The sequence below is a fragment of the Pseudomonas lutea genome (assembly GCF_000759445.1).
In the GTDB taxonomy this organism is placed as follows: domain Bacteria; phylum Pseudomonadota; class Gammaproteobacteria; order Pseudomonadales; family Pseudomonadaceae; genus Aquipseudomonas; species Aquipseudomonas lutea.
Map to the genome: position 1 here is coordinate 2,317,985 of NZ_JRMB01000001.1, position 18,602 is coordinate 2,336,586.

At 54.1% G+C, this 18,602-nt stretch carries 12 protein-coding genes and 1 pseudogene; 2 read left to right on the top strand and 11 right to left on the bottom strand.

Annotation, left to right across the window (positions count from 1 at the left end):
- Window positions 1-106: 106 nt before the first annotated feature.
- Together LT42_RS25675 and LT42_RS09970 are read right to left on the bottom strand one after the other, a co-directional pair.
- Complete coding sequence (locus LT42_RS25675; RefSeq protein WP_152597617.1) at window positions 107-3,589, bottom strand: PAS domain S-box protein; 3,483 nt, start codon at window positions 3,587-3,589, stop codon at window positions 107-109.
- A gap of 358 nt (window positions 3,590-3,947) precedes the next feature.
- A complete protein-coding gene (locus LT42_RS09970) occupies window positions 3,948-4,847 on the bottom strand; it encodes a LysR family transcriptional regulator (RefSeq protein WP_037012005.1) in 900 nt (299 codons plus the stop codon).
- Between the two features lie 110 nt (window positions 4,848-4,957).
- Here LT42_RS09970 and LT42_RS09975 point away from each other — a divergent pair, with 110 nt between their 5' ends.
- Together LT42_RS09975 and LT42_RS09980 are read left to right on the top strand one after the other, a co-directional pair.
- Window positions 4,958-6,133, top strand: coding sequence for a saccharopine dehydrogenase family protein (locus tag LT42_RS09975; RefSeq protein WP_037012007.1), 1,176 nt, complete (start codon window positions 4,958-4,960; stop codon window positions 6,131-6,133).
- Between the two features lie 96 nt (window positions 6,134-6,229).
- On the top strand, window positions 6,230-7,228 hold the full coding sequence (locus LT42_RS09980; RefSeq protein ID WP_037012009.1) for an NAD(P)H-quinone oxidoreductase: 999 nt from the start codon (window positions 6,230-6,232) through the stop codon (window positions 7,226-7,228).
- A 282-nt stretch (window positions 7,229-7,510) separates the two neighbouring features.
- Here the strand turns inward: LT42_RS09980 and LT42_RS09985 are convergent, their stop codons facing one another.
- From LT42_RS09985 to LT42_RS10030, 9 genes and pseudogenes are all read right to left on the bottom strand, one after another.
- Window positions 7,511-8,119: an imm11 family protein gene (locus LT42_RS09985; RefSeq protein WP_037012011.1), complete on the bottom strand. Its 609-nt coding sequence runs from the start codon at window positions 8,117-8,119 to the stop codon at window positions 7,511-7,513.
- A 1-nt stretch (window position 8,120) separates the two neighbouring features.
- Window positions 8,121-8,447: an AHH domain-containing protein gene (locus tag LT42_RS26520; protein WP_081955343.1), complete on the bottom strand. Its 327-nt coding sequence runs from the start codon at window positions 8,445-8,447 to the stop codon at window positions 8,121-8,123.
- Between the two features lie 317 nt (window positions 8,448-8,764).
- Window positions 8,765-9,241, bottom strand: coding sequence for a lytic transglycosylase (locus tag LT42_RS25240; RefSeq protein WP_081955344.1), 477 nt, complete (start codon window positions 9,239-9,241; stop codon window positions 8,765-8,767).
- A gap of 1,531 nt (window positions 9,242-10,772) precedes the next feature.
- The gene (locus tag LT42_RS10005; RefSeq protein ID WP_037012018.1) at window positions 10,773-11,498 is read right to left on the bottom strand and encodes a hypothetical protein; all 726 of its coding nucleotides are present in this window, start codon (window positions 11,496-11,498) and stop codon (window positions 10,773-10,775) included.
- Window positions 11,499-11,502: 4 nt separating this feature from the next.
- Window positions 11,503-15,060, bottom strand: a pseudogene (locus LT42_RS10010) (DUF637 domain-containing protein); the annotation flags it as partial.
- A gap of 542 nt (window positions 15,061-15,602) precedes the next feature.
- Window positions 15,603-15,905, bottom strand: a complete 303-nt coding sequence (locus tag LT42_RS10015; RefSeq protein WP_037012020.1) for an immunity protein YezG family protein — start codon at window positions 15,903-15,905, stop codon at window positions 15,603-15,605.
- A 116-nt stretch (window positions 15,906-16,021) separates the two neighbouring features.
- Window positions 16,022-17,272: a polymorphic toxin-type HINT domain-containing protein gene (locus LT42_RS26225; RefSeq protein ID WP_037012022.1), complete on the bottom strand. Its 1,251-nt coding sequence runs from the start codon at window positions 17,270-17,272 to the stop codon at window positions 16,022-16,024.
- 252 nt (window positions 17,273-17,524) lie between these two features.
- A complete protein-coding gene (locus LT42_RS10025) occupies window positions 17,525-17,794 on the bottom strand; it encodes a hypothetical protein (RefSeq protein ID WP_037012024.1) in 270 nt (89 codons plus the stop codon).
- Between the two features lie 399 nt (window positions 17,795-18,193).
- Complete coding sequence (locus LT42_RS10030) at window positions 18,194-18,598, bottom strand: hypothetical protein (protein ID WP_010428178.1); 405 nt, start codon at window positions 18,596-18,598, stop codon at window positions 18,194-18,196.
- Window positions 18,599-18,602 lie beyond the last annotated feature (4 nt).

The window sequence follows — 18,602 nt, forward strand, 5'->3', positions numbered from 1 at the left end:
CAGCCCATATCACGCAAAGTGAGGTCGTTATCGCTGAAAGGTATAAGCGGCCGGGGGACGGCCTCTGCAACTGCGCATGTGACACCGGGCTTCAACCGTCCGGTCATCACCCCCCGTTCCGGGAAAGACTTGCCGCAAGCTCATCCTTTCGAAACGGCTTGTTCAGCCGTGGTATGTCCGGGTCAAGCCCTTCGCGCTCGGCGTAGCCGGATATCAGCAGGATACCAATGCCAGGTCGCATGCTTTTGACCAGCCGGGCGAGTTCGGTGCCGGTGATGCCAGGCATCAGGTGATCCGTGACCAGCACATCAAGCGTTTGCCCGGCCTCTACCAGGCTTAACGCTTCCTCGCCTGAGGCGGCCTCAATGACGTGGTACCCCAGGTCGGCCAGCATGTACGACGTCGTCGCGCGGACAAGCTCTTCATCGTCGACCAGCAACACGATGCCTTGCACAGACTGGCGGTCCATGGTTTCGCCCGAGGGCAGCACTGCAACCTGAGGAGTGATGCTGCGCGGGAGCCAGAGCTCCACGTGGGTGCCCAGTCCGGGGGAGCTCTGGATCGTGAGCGCGCCGTTCAGCTGGCTGGCAAGCCCATGAACCATCGAAAGGCCAAGCCCGGTACCCTTGCCGACTCCCTTGGTCGAAAAAAACGGTTCCACCGCCCGGGCAAGTGTGGCCGGGTCCATGCCTTCTCCGGTGTCGGCCACCGAAAGACAGATATATTCGCCTGGCGGGAGGTTCGAGCGGTGGCCGCTGTCAACCCGCTCTTCACTGGCGGATATCCGTATTGTTCCGCCGTTGACCATGGCATCGCGCGCGTTTACAGAAAGATTAAGGACCGCCATTTCGAGCTGGTTGGCGTCTGCCATTGCAGCCGGCAAAGCTTGCGGCGCATCGACGATGACCTTGATCTGCGGCCCGGTCGTGCTGGCGATAAGCTCGCCCATCCCGCTGACCAGCTTCGCCACATCAACCGGAACCAGCTGAAGCGGCTGACGCCGGGCGAAGGCCAGCAGCCGTTGCACCAATGTCTTCGCTCGATCAGCCGACTGCAAGGCGCCCGAGATCAGCCTTTGTTCCCGCTCGCCACCCACAGACCTGCGCTGAAGCATGTCCAGGGTGCCAACGATCGGGGTCAGCAAGTTGTTGAAGTCGTGCGCCACCCCGCCGGTGAGCTGCCCCATCGCTTCCATCTTCTGGCTTTGACGCAAGGCCTGCTGGACGACTTCCCGTTCGGCGATGGCTTCGGCCACCCTCATCTCAAGCGTGGCATTGAGCTCGCGCAATTGCTCCTCGGCAACCTTGCGCGGCGTGACATCGACCGCAGTGCCCGTGAAGCGCAGACAGCGTCCGGCCGGATCGAATACCGCCCTGCCCTTGGCCGCGACCCAGCGAACGATGCCGTCTTCGCGGCCGATGGTGCGGTAGTCGACTTCGTATAGCGCCCGGCGTTCGGGGTCGACGGCCGCCGAGAACGCTTCGATGGTTGCCTCCCTGTCCTCTGGATGCAGCCCTTCATAAAAATCGCGCAACGTGACCGGCACGTCGCTGGAGATGCCGAACATCGCTTTGGTCTGGGCTGGCCAGATCAAGGTGTCGTGCACCATATCGACGTCCCAAAAGCCGACATCGGCGTGTTCGACGGCAAGCCGCAACCGCTCCTCGCTCTGGCGCAGCCGCATTTCGGCGCCGACTCGTTCAACGTGTGCCCAGCAGCGCTCGGCGACTTCTCTTACCAGTGAGATTTCCGAATGCGACCAGTCCCTGGGCGAGTTCTGGTGAACGGCCATCATGGCGGTCAGGTAACCATCTTTGACGAGCGGGCAGCAAATGATCGCGTTGATGCCGATTGCTTGAAATGTCTCCAGACCTTCAGTGGGCGTAAGTTCTGCCTCGACGTCGCGGATGATCAGCGTACGACCGGCGCGCATATCGGCGGCGGCCCGCGGTCCGAACACATCGAGGCTGTGCGCCCCTACAGAGGTCTCGACACCGGGAGCGCTGTAGTCACTGCGAATCCAGAACCGGTCATGGTCGCTGTCGACATCGGCGTAGGCGCACCGCGACACGTCAAGCATTCGCCCGAGTAATCCGGTCGCGGCGACCATCGCGTCTTCGGCATGCCGGGTGTTGAACAGGCGAGCGTCCAGCTCATCGAAAAAGCGCAGCCGTGACGCGCTTTCTTCAAGCGCCGCCTCTGCCTGGTGCTCGGCCGTGCGGTCACGGAAAATTTTCACAAAACCGCCGTGATCCAGCGCCAGCGGCATCATCAGCCCCGACCCCCAGAATCGCGAGCCATCCTTGCGAATGTGCCAGCGTTCGTTGACCGCCCGACTCTGCTGACGGGCAATTTCGAGCTCAAGGTAAAACACCCGCTCGACCTGATCGCCCTCTGTGTAAAAGAAATCGCCCCTGCGCCCAAGCATTTCCTCTGCGCCGTAACCGATTATGCGCTGTGCCCCGGCACTCCAACTGGTGACGGCCCCTCGTGCGTCGAAGGTAATAATCGCGAAGTCTTCGGCGCCCTCGACGATCTGTCGGTAGCGCGCTTCACTGACCCGAATTTTGGCCTCTGCCCTGGCACGGTGCAGGATGAGTCCAACGGTCTGCACAACAAACTCCAGGATCTGGACGTCTATCGATACAGGCTCGTGCAGCTCAGGGTGGTACAGGACGAAGATGCCGAGCACAACGCCTTGTGCCGACAGGATCGGGAAAGACGAGCAGGCATGCAGGCCATGACGCATGGCGAGCTGCTCCAACTCGGGCCAGAGAAGGCCGTCGGGCGCGTCAGGCAGTGCCTTGGCTCCGTCGCGCAGGGCTGTAGCGCCAAAGCCTCCGGCTATGTCCGTCATCATGTTTTTGACGGCATCGTTGAATGCGTCAGGCAGACTGGGGCCTGCATGGCGCAGCCCTTGGTGCTCACTGTTCAAAAGCAGGATGCTGCCCAGAAACCGTGAAGCGGACAACGCTTCGACTTCCCGGACAATCGCATCCAGGGCGACATCGAGGGGCGTGTCTTCAACAGACAATTTCAAAATTCGGTTCTGCGCGTCCCCCAGAGCAGACGCACGATGACGCGCCTCGGTCAGTCGCGCGTTTTCAATCGAAATCGTGGCCAGACTGGCCAGGCTCTGCAGCCGCTTGATCGTATTCTGATCATGGGTGCGCACCTCCGACCAGTAGGCGCCTAGCGCCGCCACCGCAACGGGCCGGCCGATGGGGACCATGATGAGGCTACGGACGAACGTCGGGGTGTAGGCATCCTGGGGGATGCGCGGGTCCAGTCGAACGTCACTGACGGTGACCGTTTCCCTGTGCCGCATCGCCCATCCCGAGATGCACTGCTCGGCGGCAAACTTCTGCCCCTGCCAAAGCGGGGAGACAGCCTCTTCCGCCGCATAAAAACAGCGCCCTTCCTGCTCCAGGACAACCGATATGCCCTGAGCCCCTACCGCGGCACGGGCAGTGTCGCGAAGCACTGCGACGACTTCATCCACCGAGGTTGCCGCCGCCAGTCGCTCGCCGGCGTCGAGCACGTGAAACAGGCGATCTTCGCTTGCTGGATCCACGGGTGCAGTAGGCAAAACTATCTCCCAACGCCGGCTAACGTTTTCTTTGTACGAGCGGCTTTAATGACGTGGCTGTAGGGCCGATTCCGTTCATGACGGTACGAACAGGCATTATTTCGGTTATCGATCAGACGATCCAGTTTTCGATACAGCGACAGCGGTTGGAGCCACGCTGCGGATGATCGTGACACGTGCCTTTGGCCTGCGCTGACTCACAAGCGCCAAGATAGCCGCTTCGGGGGCAAGGTGCCTATTGGCCTGCCGATGATCAGCGATGAGCGGGCGTGAATTTACTTTTCCTCCGGCGACTCGAGCGTCTCGTTGATTTTGTTGGCCGGGGTAATGCTGTGTAAGAGGAGCAATCGGCGAGAAGTCAGCGACCTGCCTGATCCCGCAAAGCCTCCAGAAGCAGACGAAAAGCCGGTTTGTGCTGGCGCCGGCTTGGGTAGTAGAAATGGTACCCGGTGACGGTGCCAGTCCAGTCGTCCAGCAGCCGCACCAGGCGACCTTGCGCCAGATCTTGCTCGACCAGATGCTCCGGGAAGTAGCCAAGTCCCGCACCTGCCCTGACGAAATCGCGCATGAGCCAGATGTTGTTACTCACCAGATGCCCGTCGGCGCGTACTTTTATTTCTCTTCCGTTTTTCGCGAAAGGCCAAGCCCACAATCCTCCCGAGGTGGGCTGGCGCAGGTTGATACAGGCGTGTTCGGTCAGATCCTGTGGGGTCATTGGTTTGGCACGTTGTTCCAGATAGGCGGGGGCGGCCACCAGTGCCATGCGAAAATCCCGGCCGATGGGCATGCTGATCATGTCCTGAGCCAGCTGCGCTCCCAGGCGGATACCGGCATCGAAGCGCTCTGCGACGATGTCGACCAATGCGTAGCTGTCATTTATTTCAACCTTGATGCCCGGATAGTCGGTCATCAATCGCAGCACTGCCGGGGCAAGGACCAGCGGGGTTGCGTGTTCCATGGAGGTGATGCGCAGGTTACCCACCGGCGTGCCGCTGAGTTCGCTCAGCTCGTTGAGCCCTGACTCGATCCCGTCAAAATGTGGCCCGATGCTGTCGATCAGGCGCGCTCCGGCTTCGGTCGGCGCGACGCTGCGAGTGCTGCGGGTCAGCAATTGCACGCCCAGGCGCGATTCCAGTTTGGTGATGGTGCGGCTCAGCGCAGGCTGGGAAACGCCAAGCTGCGCCGCCGCTTTGGTAAAACTGCCTTCACGGGCGACCCGCAGGAGGGCCAGGAGGTCGGTGACGGTGTCGCGCACGATTGATGCTCTGCGGTTATAGGTCTATTCCAACCATACCATCTAATCATTTGTAGGAAGGATGGCTAGAGTGTCGCCTTTGCTTTGCGGCGCTTTCAGGAATCATCTTTTCCATGAGTAAACAAACATTCGATGTGATCATTTTTGGCGCCACGGGGTACACCGGTCGGCTGGTCGCTGAATACGTCTTCGCTCAATACGGCATCGATGGCCCTGTCAAATGGGCCATTGCCGGCCGCAGCTTGAGTAAGCTGGAAGCCATTCGGGACAGTTGGGCAAACGCCGCAGCGCTGCCGCTGATCGTGGCCGACGCACAGGATCAGGCGTCCGTGCGCGCCATGGTTGCGGCGACCCGGGTCGTAATTACCACCGCAGGGCCGTTCTCGGTCTATGGCTCGGACCTGGTGGCAGCCTGCGCCGAGTTGGGGACGGACTACGTTGACCTTTCGGGGGAGATCCCCTGGATTGCCCGGATGATCGATAGTCATCAGGCCCAGGCTCAGGCATCGGGTGCGCGACTGGTGTTCTCCTGTGGTTTTGATTCGGTGCCGTTCGACCTCGGCGTATGGTTCACCCAGCAAGAGATCATGAAAAAGTTCGCCCGCTACGCGCCTAGGATCAGGGGCCGCGTGCGGAACATGCAAGGCGTGCTGTCCGGTGGCACATTCCTGAGTGTCGATGCGGTAGTCGCAGCGGCAGCACAGGATCCTGCGCTTGGCGCACTGGTGGCCGATCCGTTTGCCTACACATCAGGCTTCAAAGGTGCCGAGCAACCTGATGACCAGACTCCCTACCGGGATGAACTGGCGCAGTCCTGGGTCGGCCCTTTCATCATGTCGGGCATCAATTCCAAGGCGGTGCATCGCACAAACTTGCTGGAGGGGCACGTGTGGGGCACGTCGTTTCAGTACGACGAAATGCTGATGCTCAATGCACAACCTAGCGAAGACGACGAACGTGGCCTGGCGGGTTTCTCCTTTAATGAAGGCGGTCATCCGCAACCGGGGCAAGGGCCGACCCAGAAGGAGCTCGATGCAGGCTTCTATGATGTGCTGTTCATCGCCGAACTGGCAGACGGTCAGGTGCTCAAGGCATCCGTGAGTTGCGATGAGGATCCGGGCTACCTGTCGACATCCAAGATGTTGGCCGAGTCAGCGATGGCGCTGGCGTTCGACGTGACACGTGATCAGACCCCAGGCGGTTGCTGGACGCCCGCGGCGGCGTTGAATGAGGCGTTGCTCAAGCGCCTGACCGAGAACGCCGGACTGAGGTTTACAGTCGAGGGTTGATTCGATGGGCAGCTAAACAGGCTGAATGTCTGTGACATTCAGCTTTCAGAGTCTTTAGCTCACTCAACAATTAGCTCACTCAACAAAAGGTGTCCCATGAATGTGCCAGACCGTATGAACTACATCGAGATCACCCAGCCCGGTGGCCCTGAAGTATTAAAGTTAATGCAGGCCGATGTGCCAACGCCCGGTGATCACGAGTTGCTGATCCGGGTTCACGCCGCCGGCATCAATCGTCCTGATGTCATACAGCGTTCGGGCAAATACCCGATGAAACCCGGCATGACGCCTGTGCCCGGGTTGGAAGTGGCCGGTGAGGTCGTTGGAGTTGGCGCAAAAGTGGCTGACTTCAAGCTGGGCGACAAGGTATGTGCGCTGACCAATGGCGGTGGTTACGCCGAATACTGCGTGGTGGCGGCCACCCAATCATTACCGGTCCCCGATGGCGTGGACATGATTCAGGCTGCGGCCATTCCGGAAACGTTCTTCACCGTGTGGGCCAATCTTTTCGAACTGGGCCGTGCCGAAAAGGGCTGCACCGTATTGATCCATGGCGGCACCAGCGGCATCGGCACGACCGCGCTGATGCTGTGCAAGGCTTTGGGGATCAAGGCTTTTGCAACGGCCGGCAGCCAGGAAAAATGCGACCGAATCCGCGCACTGGGGGGCGAAGCGATCAATTACCGCGAGGCGGACTTCGCTCAGGAAATCGCCCGGCAAACCCAAGAGAAAGGTGTAGACGTGATTCTCGACATCATGGGCGGGAGCTATTTCGAGAGCAACGTGGCGTCACTTGCGCGACGCGGCCGACTGGTCGTTATCGGCTTTCTGGGCGGCAGCTCCGTCAAGGACTTCAATCTGCTGGCGTTGATGGAGAAGCAAGGCTCGGTGACAGGGTCGATGATGCGTTCGCGCAGCGCGGAGGAAAAAGCCGAGATAGCTCGCGCCATACGGGCCAATGTCTGGCCGTTGCTCAGTCAAGGCGAATGCCTGCCTATCATCGACCGTGTCTTCCCGCTCGCCGAGGCCGCTCAGGCGCATCAGCGAATGGAACAGGGCGACCATGTCGGCAAGATCGTGCTGCGGGTGTTGTAAATGAAAATCGCCCGGCGGGTGTTATAGGTTCCGCCGGGGGTTGTTCATTTTTTGTTTGTGGTGCCTGTGGTGTATGGGTGGCGAGCGGAGGGATATTTTTTAACGTTCATGGCGCACACCCTTGGCGTGCTGAATAACCCAGCAACTTACATCCAAATCTCACGCTTGACTTGTAATCCAAAATATCAATACCACCCCCTAGGCGCTGGGTTTCCACAAAGGTATATATTTCGTAAAGCTATCGAATCAATCTTAGCAAATGTTGACCGAAGGACCTCACCACTAATCGACCAGCTGAGTAACAGTTTCTTGATCGCCAATGACTGAGTCAAACAGGACGCCGACGATGCCAGCCGCGATAAACCGCTGCCTCACTTCCTCACTAACTATAATAGCGCCCAAATATTTTTTTAGTCTAAAAATATGACTTGCACCCACCTTATCCAGATCGATTACTAAATTGTAGAAAGCACGGTAATTGCCAGCCATATCAGGCCTGACAGGATCATCAACTTCAAACTTTTTGAAGCGCGAGCATTTTTCATCTACACAATCAATTTGCGTCTCAATGATCATCAGGAAATAGTTCTGACAAACTTCTTTATTACTTATTTCAACTGGCGCAAAAATGACATTTCGATAAGGCTCATCAACTTCGCGCAAGCCGACTAGCGAATTCCGTGCTTTTTCGCTTAAGACTGGAACACCTGCGTATCCAGCGAGGGAATAATCAACCTCTCTACCGTCGAACTTGACATCAAGCGTATACGTACCTGGCTCCATGAAATTAACTGGAGGATCACTAAAATGCCAGTTATTTACATGCTTCACGTCGCCAAGCACCCACTTATCGCAGACAGTTACGTCTTGCCGCATTAAATAATATTTCATCTCAGTCCCTCGTAAGCCACTTATTAACTTCACTACCCACGATTACTGCCTCCTTCTTAATCCCCTCTAATGTTCTCGTCACAGCTGATTGATAAGCTTTGGTCCCTGACTCTAATCCTCGAGTAGCCTGCTCCAAGCTACCAAATACATACTGATGGTACTCGATAGGATGAGGCCCTCTGTGTGCTGGCACCGCAACCAAATTTTCCGTGGCGCTGTTAATATTAAGATTAGCTGCATCAAAGCATTGATGGTATTCCTTTGTCCACGCAATCTGCCCATTCGCTGGTACGTTGAACTCAGAGGCCGCTAGCTCCTTGTGTAGCACTGTCTAGAAGACATAAACCGGATAACCAATTGATACATATAGTAAATACCCACCTCGCAAGAGGTGCGTGTTTTGTATTGAGATTTTGGTCCTGTTAAGGGGCGAAAAATCATGCTCGAAGAGGGCATATTGAGCAGCTAGACCGTAGGTCGTCAGGGTGGATGCAAAAGGGATGCAGCTTGACTGTAGAAAGGATGCAAATAGGATGCAAGAAGGCAGCAAAAAGGGTGCAGACAGGGTGCAAAAACACCGGCGCAAGGCCGGTGCCATATCAACTCAGACCCCTTAAAATTTATAATGGAACTCACCTGCCTGTTTCATCTTTCAGCTTTTGTTAAATTAGAGTAACAACCAAACTTGGGAATTTTTTCATGATTTCGAGACGGTTCGAAACTTGATCTGGCCTCTTCAATCTCATGAGGATTAAATTTTTCTCGCCTAATAACAAGGCCGCCTTCCTCATTGAAAATATAGGACTCCCCACCTATGACCTCGTCTCCATCCCCTTCAAACTCACGATGAGTCGCCATAGTCAAAAACAAGTTATTCGAATCTGTTACTTGAAATTGGCAGGTCAGGTACTCACGACATTTTTTATCTAAAAAACCGACACCAACCATTCCTTTATCTATGGAGAACTCAACAAAGCAAGATGGCGCAGAGTCCGAGCCAATGAGAGCCGTATATGACTCACCCGAGAGATGCCTAGAATGTGCCAGAGATTCATCCATAGGCTCTATCGCAAACTTCTTCATCCGAAACCAAGTCTTACAATAATAAATAGATAGCTCCATCAATACACCTTCCCATTAGTATCTCTAATTAAAACCCCTGCTTTATTGGCAGAGTCCAAGATGGTTTTTGGAATTACTCCATTCTGTGGAGGAACCTCCAAGGTAACAGTACCTTGCAATTTTTGACCACCCAAAGACCCACTAGATGGAACTTTCGCAATGGTCGCACCAGAAGGGTATTTCGTAATGACCTCATTTATGTAGCTCTTTGCTGTCGCCTCTGAAACCTCAGAAAGCTGTGTCAATTTACGAGAGACAATTTCGCCTTTTATGGGATTATACGAATCAACACGATAATAGCCATTCCCGTCAGGTCACTGAATATAAACTTCGTTATTCGGGTAGTTTTTAGACTGTACCTTACTAAACTCATTACCCGCATCAAGCCGTTGCAACCATTCAGGTTTAGACGATGGAGCTACAAAATCATCTACCTTTTCTGCAGCACCGCCTGTAGCTTTTGGACCATCAGCCTTTTATGCGCTCTAAGAACTCGACCATTGCCAGTGGATCACGCTCCACAAGTTCTTCAATCAAATCTTCCGCTGCCCAATGCAGAATCATGTCCCCGCCCCCCCATCCTTGCAGAGGATGAGATCACTTGACAAAGAAGAGTCAACAACATTGACTTCTCTATCGCTGAGTGACATAAGGCCACCGTAGCCATCATAAGGAATGACCCAGTAAAAAAGCTCGTTCTCTATCCAGTAAATCCCAAACACATGTACAGGCTCTTCTCGTCCAATTTCTCGAATAATCATATCCACATCACTCAATAGTCCTACCGGGCTGTAGCGCAGGGGGCAGCTGTTGCGGCGTAGTAATTTTCATATCGTATGCTTCACCGGTTACGGAATTGTACTGGTAGTGGACGGTTATATTTTCTCCGCTAGGTAGACGGTGACTTACTTCCATTTTTCTCCATCCCTCACTCCGCGGGAAGTCTTTATCGCCCGCTAGCTTTGTATCACGACCGGCAGAGGGATTTTCTGTCACTCTGTTCCACAAAGTCTGCTCGTTCAGATCTCTTGGCGCCGTTGACTGAAAATCCTAATGGAGCACCGACACGAGACATCCTATCCATGACTTCAGCATGTCGCTGACTTATAGTAAGACTTTTATCAAGGCACGCATAAAGCCATAGTTCTATATCTGCTGCACTCATAGGGTTCTTGTCCTAATACTAACAATGCTATCGAAACCATTGGACCCGCTGAAGCTTTAGCCTGAACCTCGACTTTCGGCATCGGTGCCGGTTTTGCGCCCGCACCCACGTAGGTATAGCCCAGGCGCACCACGGTATTATCGATGTTGTTCTGGGTGGATGACAGTGGCCGCGCCGCCAGCCTGGATGATGCCGGCGTAACGTTGGTCGCCCGTCGCAATTTTGGTGACACGGCGCAGCGAGACGCTTTCCTTTTCAGTGGTCTCTATGAACGAGCAGCCAAGAGGAAGATAAAGGAGGCAGACTCATCCGAGTCGCAAAATGGCTAAAACACTCAACTAAACGTGCCCGCCTCTCGCTGAAATTTCACGCGTTAAATAAAACTTTCCTCAGCAAGGCCTGCCTCTCAGCTTCAGCGCCTACGGCTGAAGTGAAGCACCGGTCGTAGGCGGCAATTTTCACCACGCTACCCAGATCTTCAATTGAAAAGCAGTCGACATCCATTAATTTCTTCTCGTTCACACCCATTACCTGAAGCAAGAATTTACTTACCCACATGAAAGCGCCAACTGCCTCAATATAGCCGGTTCTTAAAACCCAACGCCCAGGATTTTTTGATATATCTACGATCTCTTGGGTCAACGGGAACGGAAGCCCGTTACTTTTCTTGGGCAGATGGGCATGTTCAATGCACTCAGCTTCAAAGAGCGTAAGATTCTCTGCATTTTGCCATCGATCATACTCAGCGTCGTAAACTCGAGCCTGAACAAAGCCGGACACATTGATCAACGCTTCGATCAAGGACTGCGCCGTCTCGATCGAATTCACCAAGCTTTTTATATCAAGTCGATAAAATTCTTTATCTGCCACATACGAAAACTCGACCGAACCGGATGCGAGCTCAATAAAAAAGCTCCGACACTTATTACTCATCAAGTAGTTTGAAACTTCCGAGAACAATATTTCTTTGCCCGTAAAACCATCAACGACTGCGTTCTCATTAAATTTCTTGAGCGGCTGGATTAGGCTTCCCCACACAATTGAAGCGCCGCCATGCAACCGTTCGCCAAACACAACTTCAATTTCAACCATATCGTTAACCTCCGAATTCTTTGATAATCACAGTAATATTACGTTGCCTCCCATACTCGATAAGCTTGTTCGCGTCCGCCGATCCACCCGGTTGAACTCGAATGTCCAAAATTTTTGTTGCCGGCACGCCATCCACGGTAATTTTTGAACTTTGCAACGTATCGATATGGGATCTCATGTCATAAGACCACCCTTTACCTCGGGTATCAATCGTTTTCAAACTCACCACATTGGTGTCAAGCTGAAAATCAATGACTGGGAAGTTATTAGATTTAAAGGGCTGTCCGGTCTTGGGATTGATGAGGTCGTCCGTTCGGGCCCAGTCTTTGTAGTCCGTATCTGTAAGCGTTGTCTCAATCTGCCTGCCTCGGGGGCGCGGTTCAAGATCCCAAACATTTTTGCCGCTTTCCGGCGGCAGTACATCCGGTCTTGAAGATGCTGGGGACTCTCTCTTACTGGCCGCGATGGCGCGTTTGTACGCCAACGCCCCGGCGGCAGTACCCAGCCCCACCGCAAGCGCAACTTTGAGGCCGTCGGTAATGTCTTTCGCTTGCGCGTCGCTCAGATTCCATTTTGCTTTGAGCGTATCGACCATCGCACCGACCGTGTGCTCAGTCGTCGCTGCCGCTAACATCTCCTGGAATTCGAAGTTTGAATTGATAAGGTTTTGTACGGCTTCCCGAGCCTTCGGCGAGCCGTACTCCACTATGTCTTTAATGGGGTTCAGATCCGCTATGGTATTGGCGACTTCTTTAGATCGCGCGGCGCACGTCGAAGGATCAGCCTTACAGCCGGCAATCGCGTCAATATCCTGTTGAAGACTCAACTCTTTGAATTTACGTGTGGTGTCTTCAATGCAGGAGGTGTCCGTACACCCCGCTATTTTCTTGGCTGCTCTCTCAAGCTGATTGTGGTTCAGATAGTTATATTGCGTACCGTTCTGAGCAATCCAGCTGCCTTTTTCAAGCGTAGACGCATCTACGTCCCCTTGTGCTGCAGCCGCTAGCACACCGACGATCTGCGAACTCATCGTCAGCAAGTTATCGTCACCTTTAACCAAGCTGTCCAGATGAGTGACCAATGCCTCGCTCGCCCCTGCCGCCAACGCGCCGGTCTTGAAGTCTCCTCCAGTAGCCTCTGCTAGTAACCCACCGACCATGGCGTGAATCGCAATTTTCGGTGCAGAACCGTCTGCGAACAGATTCTTGGTGTAATTACCCAACGAATTGAAACTGGCAGCCGCCAAGGTGTTGAACAACGCGTTTTTAAGTGCATCACTTGCACTGCCACGTTGTCCGAACGCCTTGCTTAACAGCATGGAAGTACCGCTCTGCAGCGTTTGGTTGGCCGCGAATTGACCAACACCACTCCAGCTATTCAGGATGCCCGGCGTTCTGATTTTCCCCGTTGCAGTGTTTGTTTCGGTTCCAGTCCAATCACCAAAATATTCAGCCGTCAGACCCGCTGTAGCGCCGGCAATAACGTATCCCTTCATTGCATCTGAAGAAGTCACGTCTTTGAGTACAGCGCCAAGATTGCCCCGATTATTGAACACACTCACGGTCGCATTCGTTGAAGCACCGGCCGCAACGGCACCAGCAACGGCGCCGACAGTGCCTCCACCTGCAGCAGCAGCTGCAAGCGACCCAACCACTGCCGCCATAAATATCGCGATAATGATCTGCGAAGCCGGCCCCAAACCTGAGTTGCTGTATTTGAAGCTGTCGTGGATCTCCTTGACCTGCCGCCAATCCACATCACCGCGCTTCTCGGCATCCTTGATCCACGCCAACTGCGGATCGGCTTTGACCATGGTGTCGATGGTCTGGCTGACGGTTTGCTGATTGACTTGCTTAACATCGATCTTCAGCCCGTTCACGGCCTGGATCACGGTCTGGCCCTGGGCAATCAGTTGGCTCTGGCGGACGGTCTCGTCGGTGTTTCCTTTACCTTTGGAAGAAACCCAGAACGCATTGTTATTGCTCTTCTCATGGCTCTCCTGATGCAAGTCTTTAACCGCTTCGAATGTCACCGCGCCGTCGCTGGCAATCGTCAGGTCATTGCCGCTGTCGAGCTTGGCGCGCTGATACAACTGGTCGCCGCCACTGACAAGCGATAAGTCGCTCCCCGTCTTGATCTCAGTGCCGACATTGGTAACGCGGGTGACCTCATCGCGCTGGGTCTTTTTGGAACCCCAGCCGCTGTTTTTCTTCATGTCGTAGAGGGTGTGCGTGCTGTTCTCAGCCGCCAACAAACTCAACTTATCCCCGCTATACAGATAAGCCTCATTCCCCGCGCTGATCTTGCTCGCCACAATCGTCGTATCGCGCCCGGCCTGGCTCACAAAATCCCCACCCGCCGTCAACACGCTCGCCACTTGGGTGGTCTGGTCGTCCGAGGTCTTGATGCGTTCCTTGCCGTGTTTTTCCTTGCCCTCGACGTTGTGCATGTCGCTGACCGACGCCACGTTGAAGTCGCGCCCAGCCTCAACGGTCAGGTCTTTGCCGGCCGTGGCCGTGCTGCCGATGATGTTGACGTCCTGCCCGGCCTTCATGTTGAGGTTGCCGCCCGCCGTGACGCTGGCGGCGAGGTTTTTGACGTCGGTGGTGATGCTGGATTTTTCGCCGCCGTCGCGGCTCTCGTGCGTGATGCGGGTGTCGCTGGCGGCAATCAGGTTAAGGTCACGGCCGGCGGTCAGGTTGGCGTCTTTGCCAGCGGTGAGTACGCCTTGGTTGGTGAGGTCGCGGCCAGCGTCGATGGCGAGGTTTTCGCGGGCGACGATGGTGCTCGCGCTGGTATCGGTGAGGGTGCGCATGCCGGCGCCGTCACGTACCTGGATCGCGGTGTTGTCGTTGGTGATGTCGCCCTTGAGGGCGGCGAGGCTGACTTGGTTGCCGCGAATTTCGCCGGCCATGGCGTTTCGGATGCTGTCCTGGGCCAGCAGGCTCAGGTTGTTGCCGGCTTCGATCAGGCCGCCGTTGTAAAGGCTGCCGGTGCTGACGGCGGTGAAGTTGTTGCTGGCGCGCAGGGTGCCGACGTTGATGAGGTCGCCGCCGGTGACCAAGTTGAGGTCGCGGCCCTGGATCAGGCTGTTGCCGCGTACGTTGCGTGATTCGGCCTGGGCCAGGTAGAGCACGGGCACGAGGACGGTCTGGCCGTCGACGACGCGGTTTTCCATCCACACGATGTCGTGGGTCAGCGCGGCGACTTGCTGGCTGGTGAGCGTCACGCCCAGGCTCATGCGCAGGGCGTCTTTGCTGGCGAGGGCGTTGTCCATCAGGTAGCGGAACTGGTCGGCGTCGCTGTAGAGGCCACCGGCGAGGAAGCGGTGGCCGGTTTGCGCGAGGACGGCGTCGCGGATCAGGCGGCTCTCGTATTGGCCATCGCCCAGGCGGCGCCACGCGTTGTCATCGGTTAACCCGAGCTTGCCGAGCATGTAGTCGGAGCTGAGGAAGCCCGTGGTGGTGGCGAATTCCGGGTTGGTCTCGATCAGGTAATGGCTGGTCGGGTCGGGGTTTTTGACGAACAGGCCGTACTCGCCCTTGGGCGTCTGGAAGTTCGGCACGCTGGCGCTTTGACCGCTGAGGCGGAAAAGGCCGCCCTGCCCGCTCGGCAAGGTAAAGCCGGGCAAGCTCAGCGGGTTGATCTGCTGCTGGGCCAGATCAGGAGGTAATTGCTGGTTAAGGGTGATGCGGGTCAAGTAACCGGTAGCGCCGCAGTGCTCCACTTCAGCTGTAGGGGTTCAGGCTGGAAATAAACATTACCGCGCCCTTTCTCGTGGTAGGACCCTGATTTTCAATGAATAAGCCACTCGCCGACGCAGCGCAACAGCGGGAAATAGCAGTAACAAATACCGAATTATTAAAGAGCTTGTTATCTAACCGCAGCCTGATCCCGGCGTACTGCGACTAAAAAGATTTTTTATCGTGGTCCGCCCCCCGATTCTTTCTTTGCTTTAAGAACTCGACCACGGGCTTACCCGCGGATTACCGAGGAGAGGTTGCTATAGTTGGCATGGTCTGGGAGCCAAACCAGCGCTCGGGGCAAATCGTTAACGATGGTTAACTGGCGTCTGCCCCCCGATTACGCCAGACCATCTTCAGCCTAATACTCAAAGTGAGTTTCAACTTTACCACCTTGAGTATGAGTCATGGTAAATGCTTTCCAATTCTCACCGCGATCAGCGAAGCCTCTTTTAAACTTTTCTAACAGTTCATATAAATTTGCGCGATTGAAATCCGTTTCAGCATTACTCACCTCACCTCCTTCAACAGACACTAACAATTCTGACTCAATGTAATTTGAGTGGACCTCCGCTTTAAAAGAAAATGAATCATATCCATTAACAATTCCGTCACTAATCAGCGAAAAAATTTCTTGTGCCACTTCAAAATCTTTAGTGATCATAATTACTCCGTTGGCAGTGTTTTTGCTTCATTTTTAAAATCAACAGTTTTTTCTTTACCGTTAATTGTGTATGTAAGCGTCAGAGAATCTGGCCGAGGTGAGCTAGGATCTGTTCTCTAATACCTTATAGTTGTTTTACCGACCGTTTGACCAGGATTATTCAAAGCTGCCTTGATTTTATTTTCATAAAATACCTTATAGGCGGAGTTATTAAAGTTCGCATCTTGCGGAAATAAATTATAACCATCGCAAGTACCACCTTGGCTACACGCCTGAGCATGTCCGCCAACGTCAGTATCACGCCCCCGCTTCCCGGCCTCTGTTTGCCTAGAGTCTCGTGGTACCTTCGTATTAACAGGGGTAAAAGTTAACTCCTCTACCTGACCCGCACTGTTAGTTTTGAAGGAATTACCATTATCAGGTTCATATCGTGTATCCGCTGCTCTGGCGTTAGAATTATTGAGCAAATCAAACTCAGGCGAACCTTTTACAACATTGCCAGCATTGACTTTTATTACTGGGACTTCAGTGCCTGCTGCACCTGCTTCTTTTGGACCAAAATACCCCTCAGGCAAATCACACGGCCCAGTATTATGAACCCACGTCTTCAGCTCGCCAACATAGAACGTGTGCCCAACATTCACCGAGAGGTTGTACGTCTTGCCCACCGGCAGATACAGCTCCAGCGATTCAACCTCAGACGACGTGTTTTCCGAGTCGCCATCGGCCAGTGATTGCAGCAGATCTCCGGGTTTCAGGTTGATGACCGGGATGAAGTCACGTTTCGCTGGAACGTAGAAGGGGTGGCTTGGCGTCACCAAAAGGGTTTCGCCTGAGGCTGTGCCGTCGGCGCGGACGCTTTTCAGCTTGAGGCGGTAGATAGGCTGGTCGGAACGCTGGTAGGTGGCCAGGATTTTCGCGGCAAACGGTTTGCCGCCTTTTTCTGGCTTGCTCCACACCACGTCGCCGACTTTGAGCGATTCGATAGCCCGGGCGCCGCTCGGGGTCGACACCTTGGTGCCAGCAGCAAAACAGCACGGACCTTTCTCGAGACCTTTACCAGCAACAGTTTCCGCCGCCTTCCCTGCAATAGCCTCCGTACCCTTGACCGCCAATACATCTCGGGCAGCCAACTCTTTAATCGCGTTTAAAAGTGTTCCCTTACCCACTCCCCCGATCGGCATGAGCTCTGCAAGCAGCTTGAGATCAACATTTGAATTGACGCCACCGCCTACCAAAACCCGAAGCCGGTCTATTTGCTCTGCTTGGGACGCGGCGTCAGAACTGAGCGCAGCGATTTCAGGGAGCTTCCTGACAGCCGTACCTTCTCCATATTGCTCGGTCCACGCATCAGGCACGACCCCCATACCGCCGGGTTCATTGTTGTAGGTGGTATTGCTCGAAGGATTGAATAGCCGCGAGTCCGTGTATTGCTTGTCTGTAGACTTGAAAGCAACGACCTCCTCCCCGTTCGCGACAATCGGGCTATCATCTGCCCAAGTCAGACGGACTTTCTCGTTTTGCGCAAATAGGATGCAAGAAGGCGGCAAAAAGGGTGCAGATTGGGTGCAAAAACACCGGCGCTAGGCCGGCGTCAGATCACATCTAGGACTCTACAATTAACAAGAGACATTCAAACCACAAGCAGAGATAAAATCACGTATCGGTATATCAAGAAAGCTACTCTCCCCAGCGGAAAGAACATCTTGCAATGTGACGATGCCTTTTTCAAAGTCCAAAGAAACGTCAAAGCAATTAAACTCGAACTCCCTGAACAGAACGCTCTTTGAGCAAATCCGCTCATCAAAGGCATCTTTCAAAATAGAGCGAACGCTGTCGTTCAACTCTTGCGCGACAAATCGTTCTATTATTGTGCCGCCACTGCTCATAACCATTCCTAACTAGTACGAGAATGCAGTCTTAATCACACCATCCCGAATATTTATTTTGATTGTCGATGTTGGAACGCCTGAGACGTTTGTTCCAATCACCTTACCTGTGTTGTACTCAATAACGTGCCCACCTGGGCCATTAGGAGTTACATTCCCATATCTCAGCGCGTTATCAACATAACTAGAGACATCTTTAACAGATGTTCCTTGCGAGAACTTACTAACATTAGCAAATCCTGAGTCAGGTCCGTGGCGATAGAATACATGCTCAATACCTGTCATCAAACCGCCGTTGTTATAAGTGCTCGCGCTCCACGATGCATCTATTTGTCTTGGGGCTGGTAATGCCTTGATTGTGTCATCTACAACAGCCCCAGTTGCTTATGCACCAACTCATCAACTGTCGCTCTGATTCAAAATCTTTACCTCGCGCCAGTAAATATTTTCTGGTAAAGGCTGATTCTGATTGAATCGGGAGAAAACTTCGATCACATCGTCAATATTAAACCACTCATCTTTCTTTAATTGAACACGCCCTGCACCAAACGACAGCAAGCTCCCATCTTCAAAGTTCGTGCTGGAATTTGAATGATACCCTCTAAACAGAGCTTTACTTTTTGCGTCATATCTTTCAATAAAGCAAGTGAATCTGCCTCCTGCCACTTGCACATAATTACCGTCGTCGTCAGTTATGCATGCGTATGAGCTTGGACCGTAGCTTTTTAATTTTTTTAACACTTTTACAAGCTGCGCCTGGTTAACGTCAATTAATACGGGACTATTTTCGGCTTCGAGCTTCATATTC

Bases quoted from the DNA above. Each gene is read 5' to 3' on its own strand.
- LT42_RS10030 (WP_010428178.1), bottom strand. From the start codon at position 18,598: ATGAAGCTCGAAGCCGAAAATAGTCCCGTATTAATTGACGTTAACCAG.
- LT42_RS25240 (WP_081955344.1), bottom strand. From the start codon at position 9,241: ATGGAGCTATCTATTTATTATTGTAAGACTTGGTTTCGGATGAAGAAG.
- LT42_RS09975 (WP_037012007.1), top strand. From the start codon at position 4,958: ATGAGTAAACAAACATTCGATGTGATCATTTTTGGCGCCACGGGGTAC.
- LT42_RS09980 (WP_037012009.1), top strand. From the start codon at position 6,230: ATGAATGTGCCAGACCGTATGAACTACATCGAGATCACCCAGCCCGGT.
- LT42_RS26225 (WP_037012022.1), bottom strand. From the start codon at position 17,272: ATGGGGGTCGTGCCTGATGCGTGGACCGAGCAATATGGAGAAGGTACG.
- LT42_RS10005 (WP_037012018.1), bottom strand. From the start codon at position 11,498: ATGGTTGAAATTGAAGTTGTGTTTGGCGAACGGTTGCATGGCGGCGCT.
- LT42_RS10015 (WP_037012020.1), bottom strand. From the start codon at position 15,905: ATGATCACTAAAGATTTTGAAGTGGCACAAGAAATTTTTTCGCTGATT.
- LT42_RS09985 (WP_037012011.1), bottom strand. From the start codon at position 8,119: ATGAAATATTATTTAATGCGGCAAGACGTAACTGTCTGCGATAAGTGG.
- LT42_RS10025 (WP_037012024.1), bottom strand. From the start codon at position 17,794: ATGAGCAGTGGCGGCACAATAATAGAACGATTTGTCGCGCAAGAGTTG.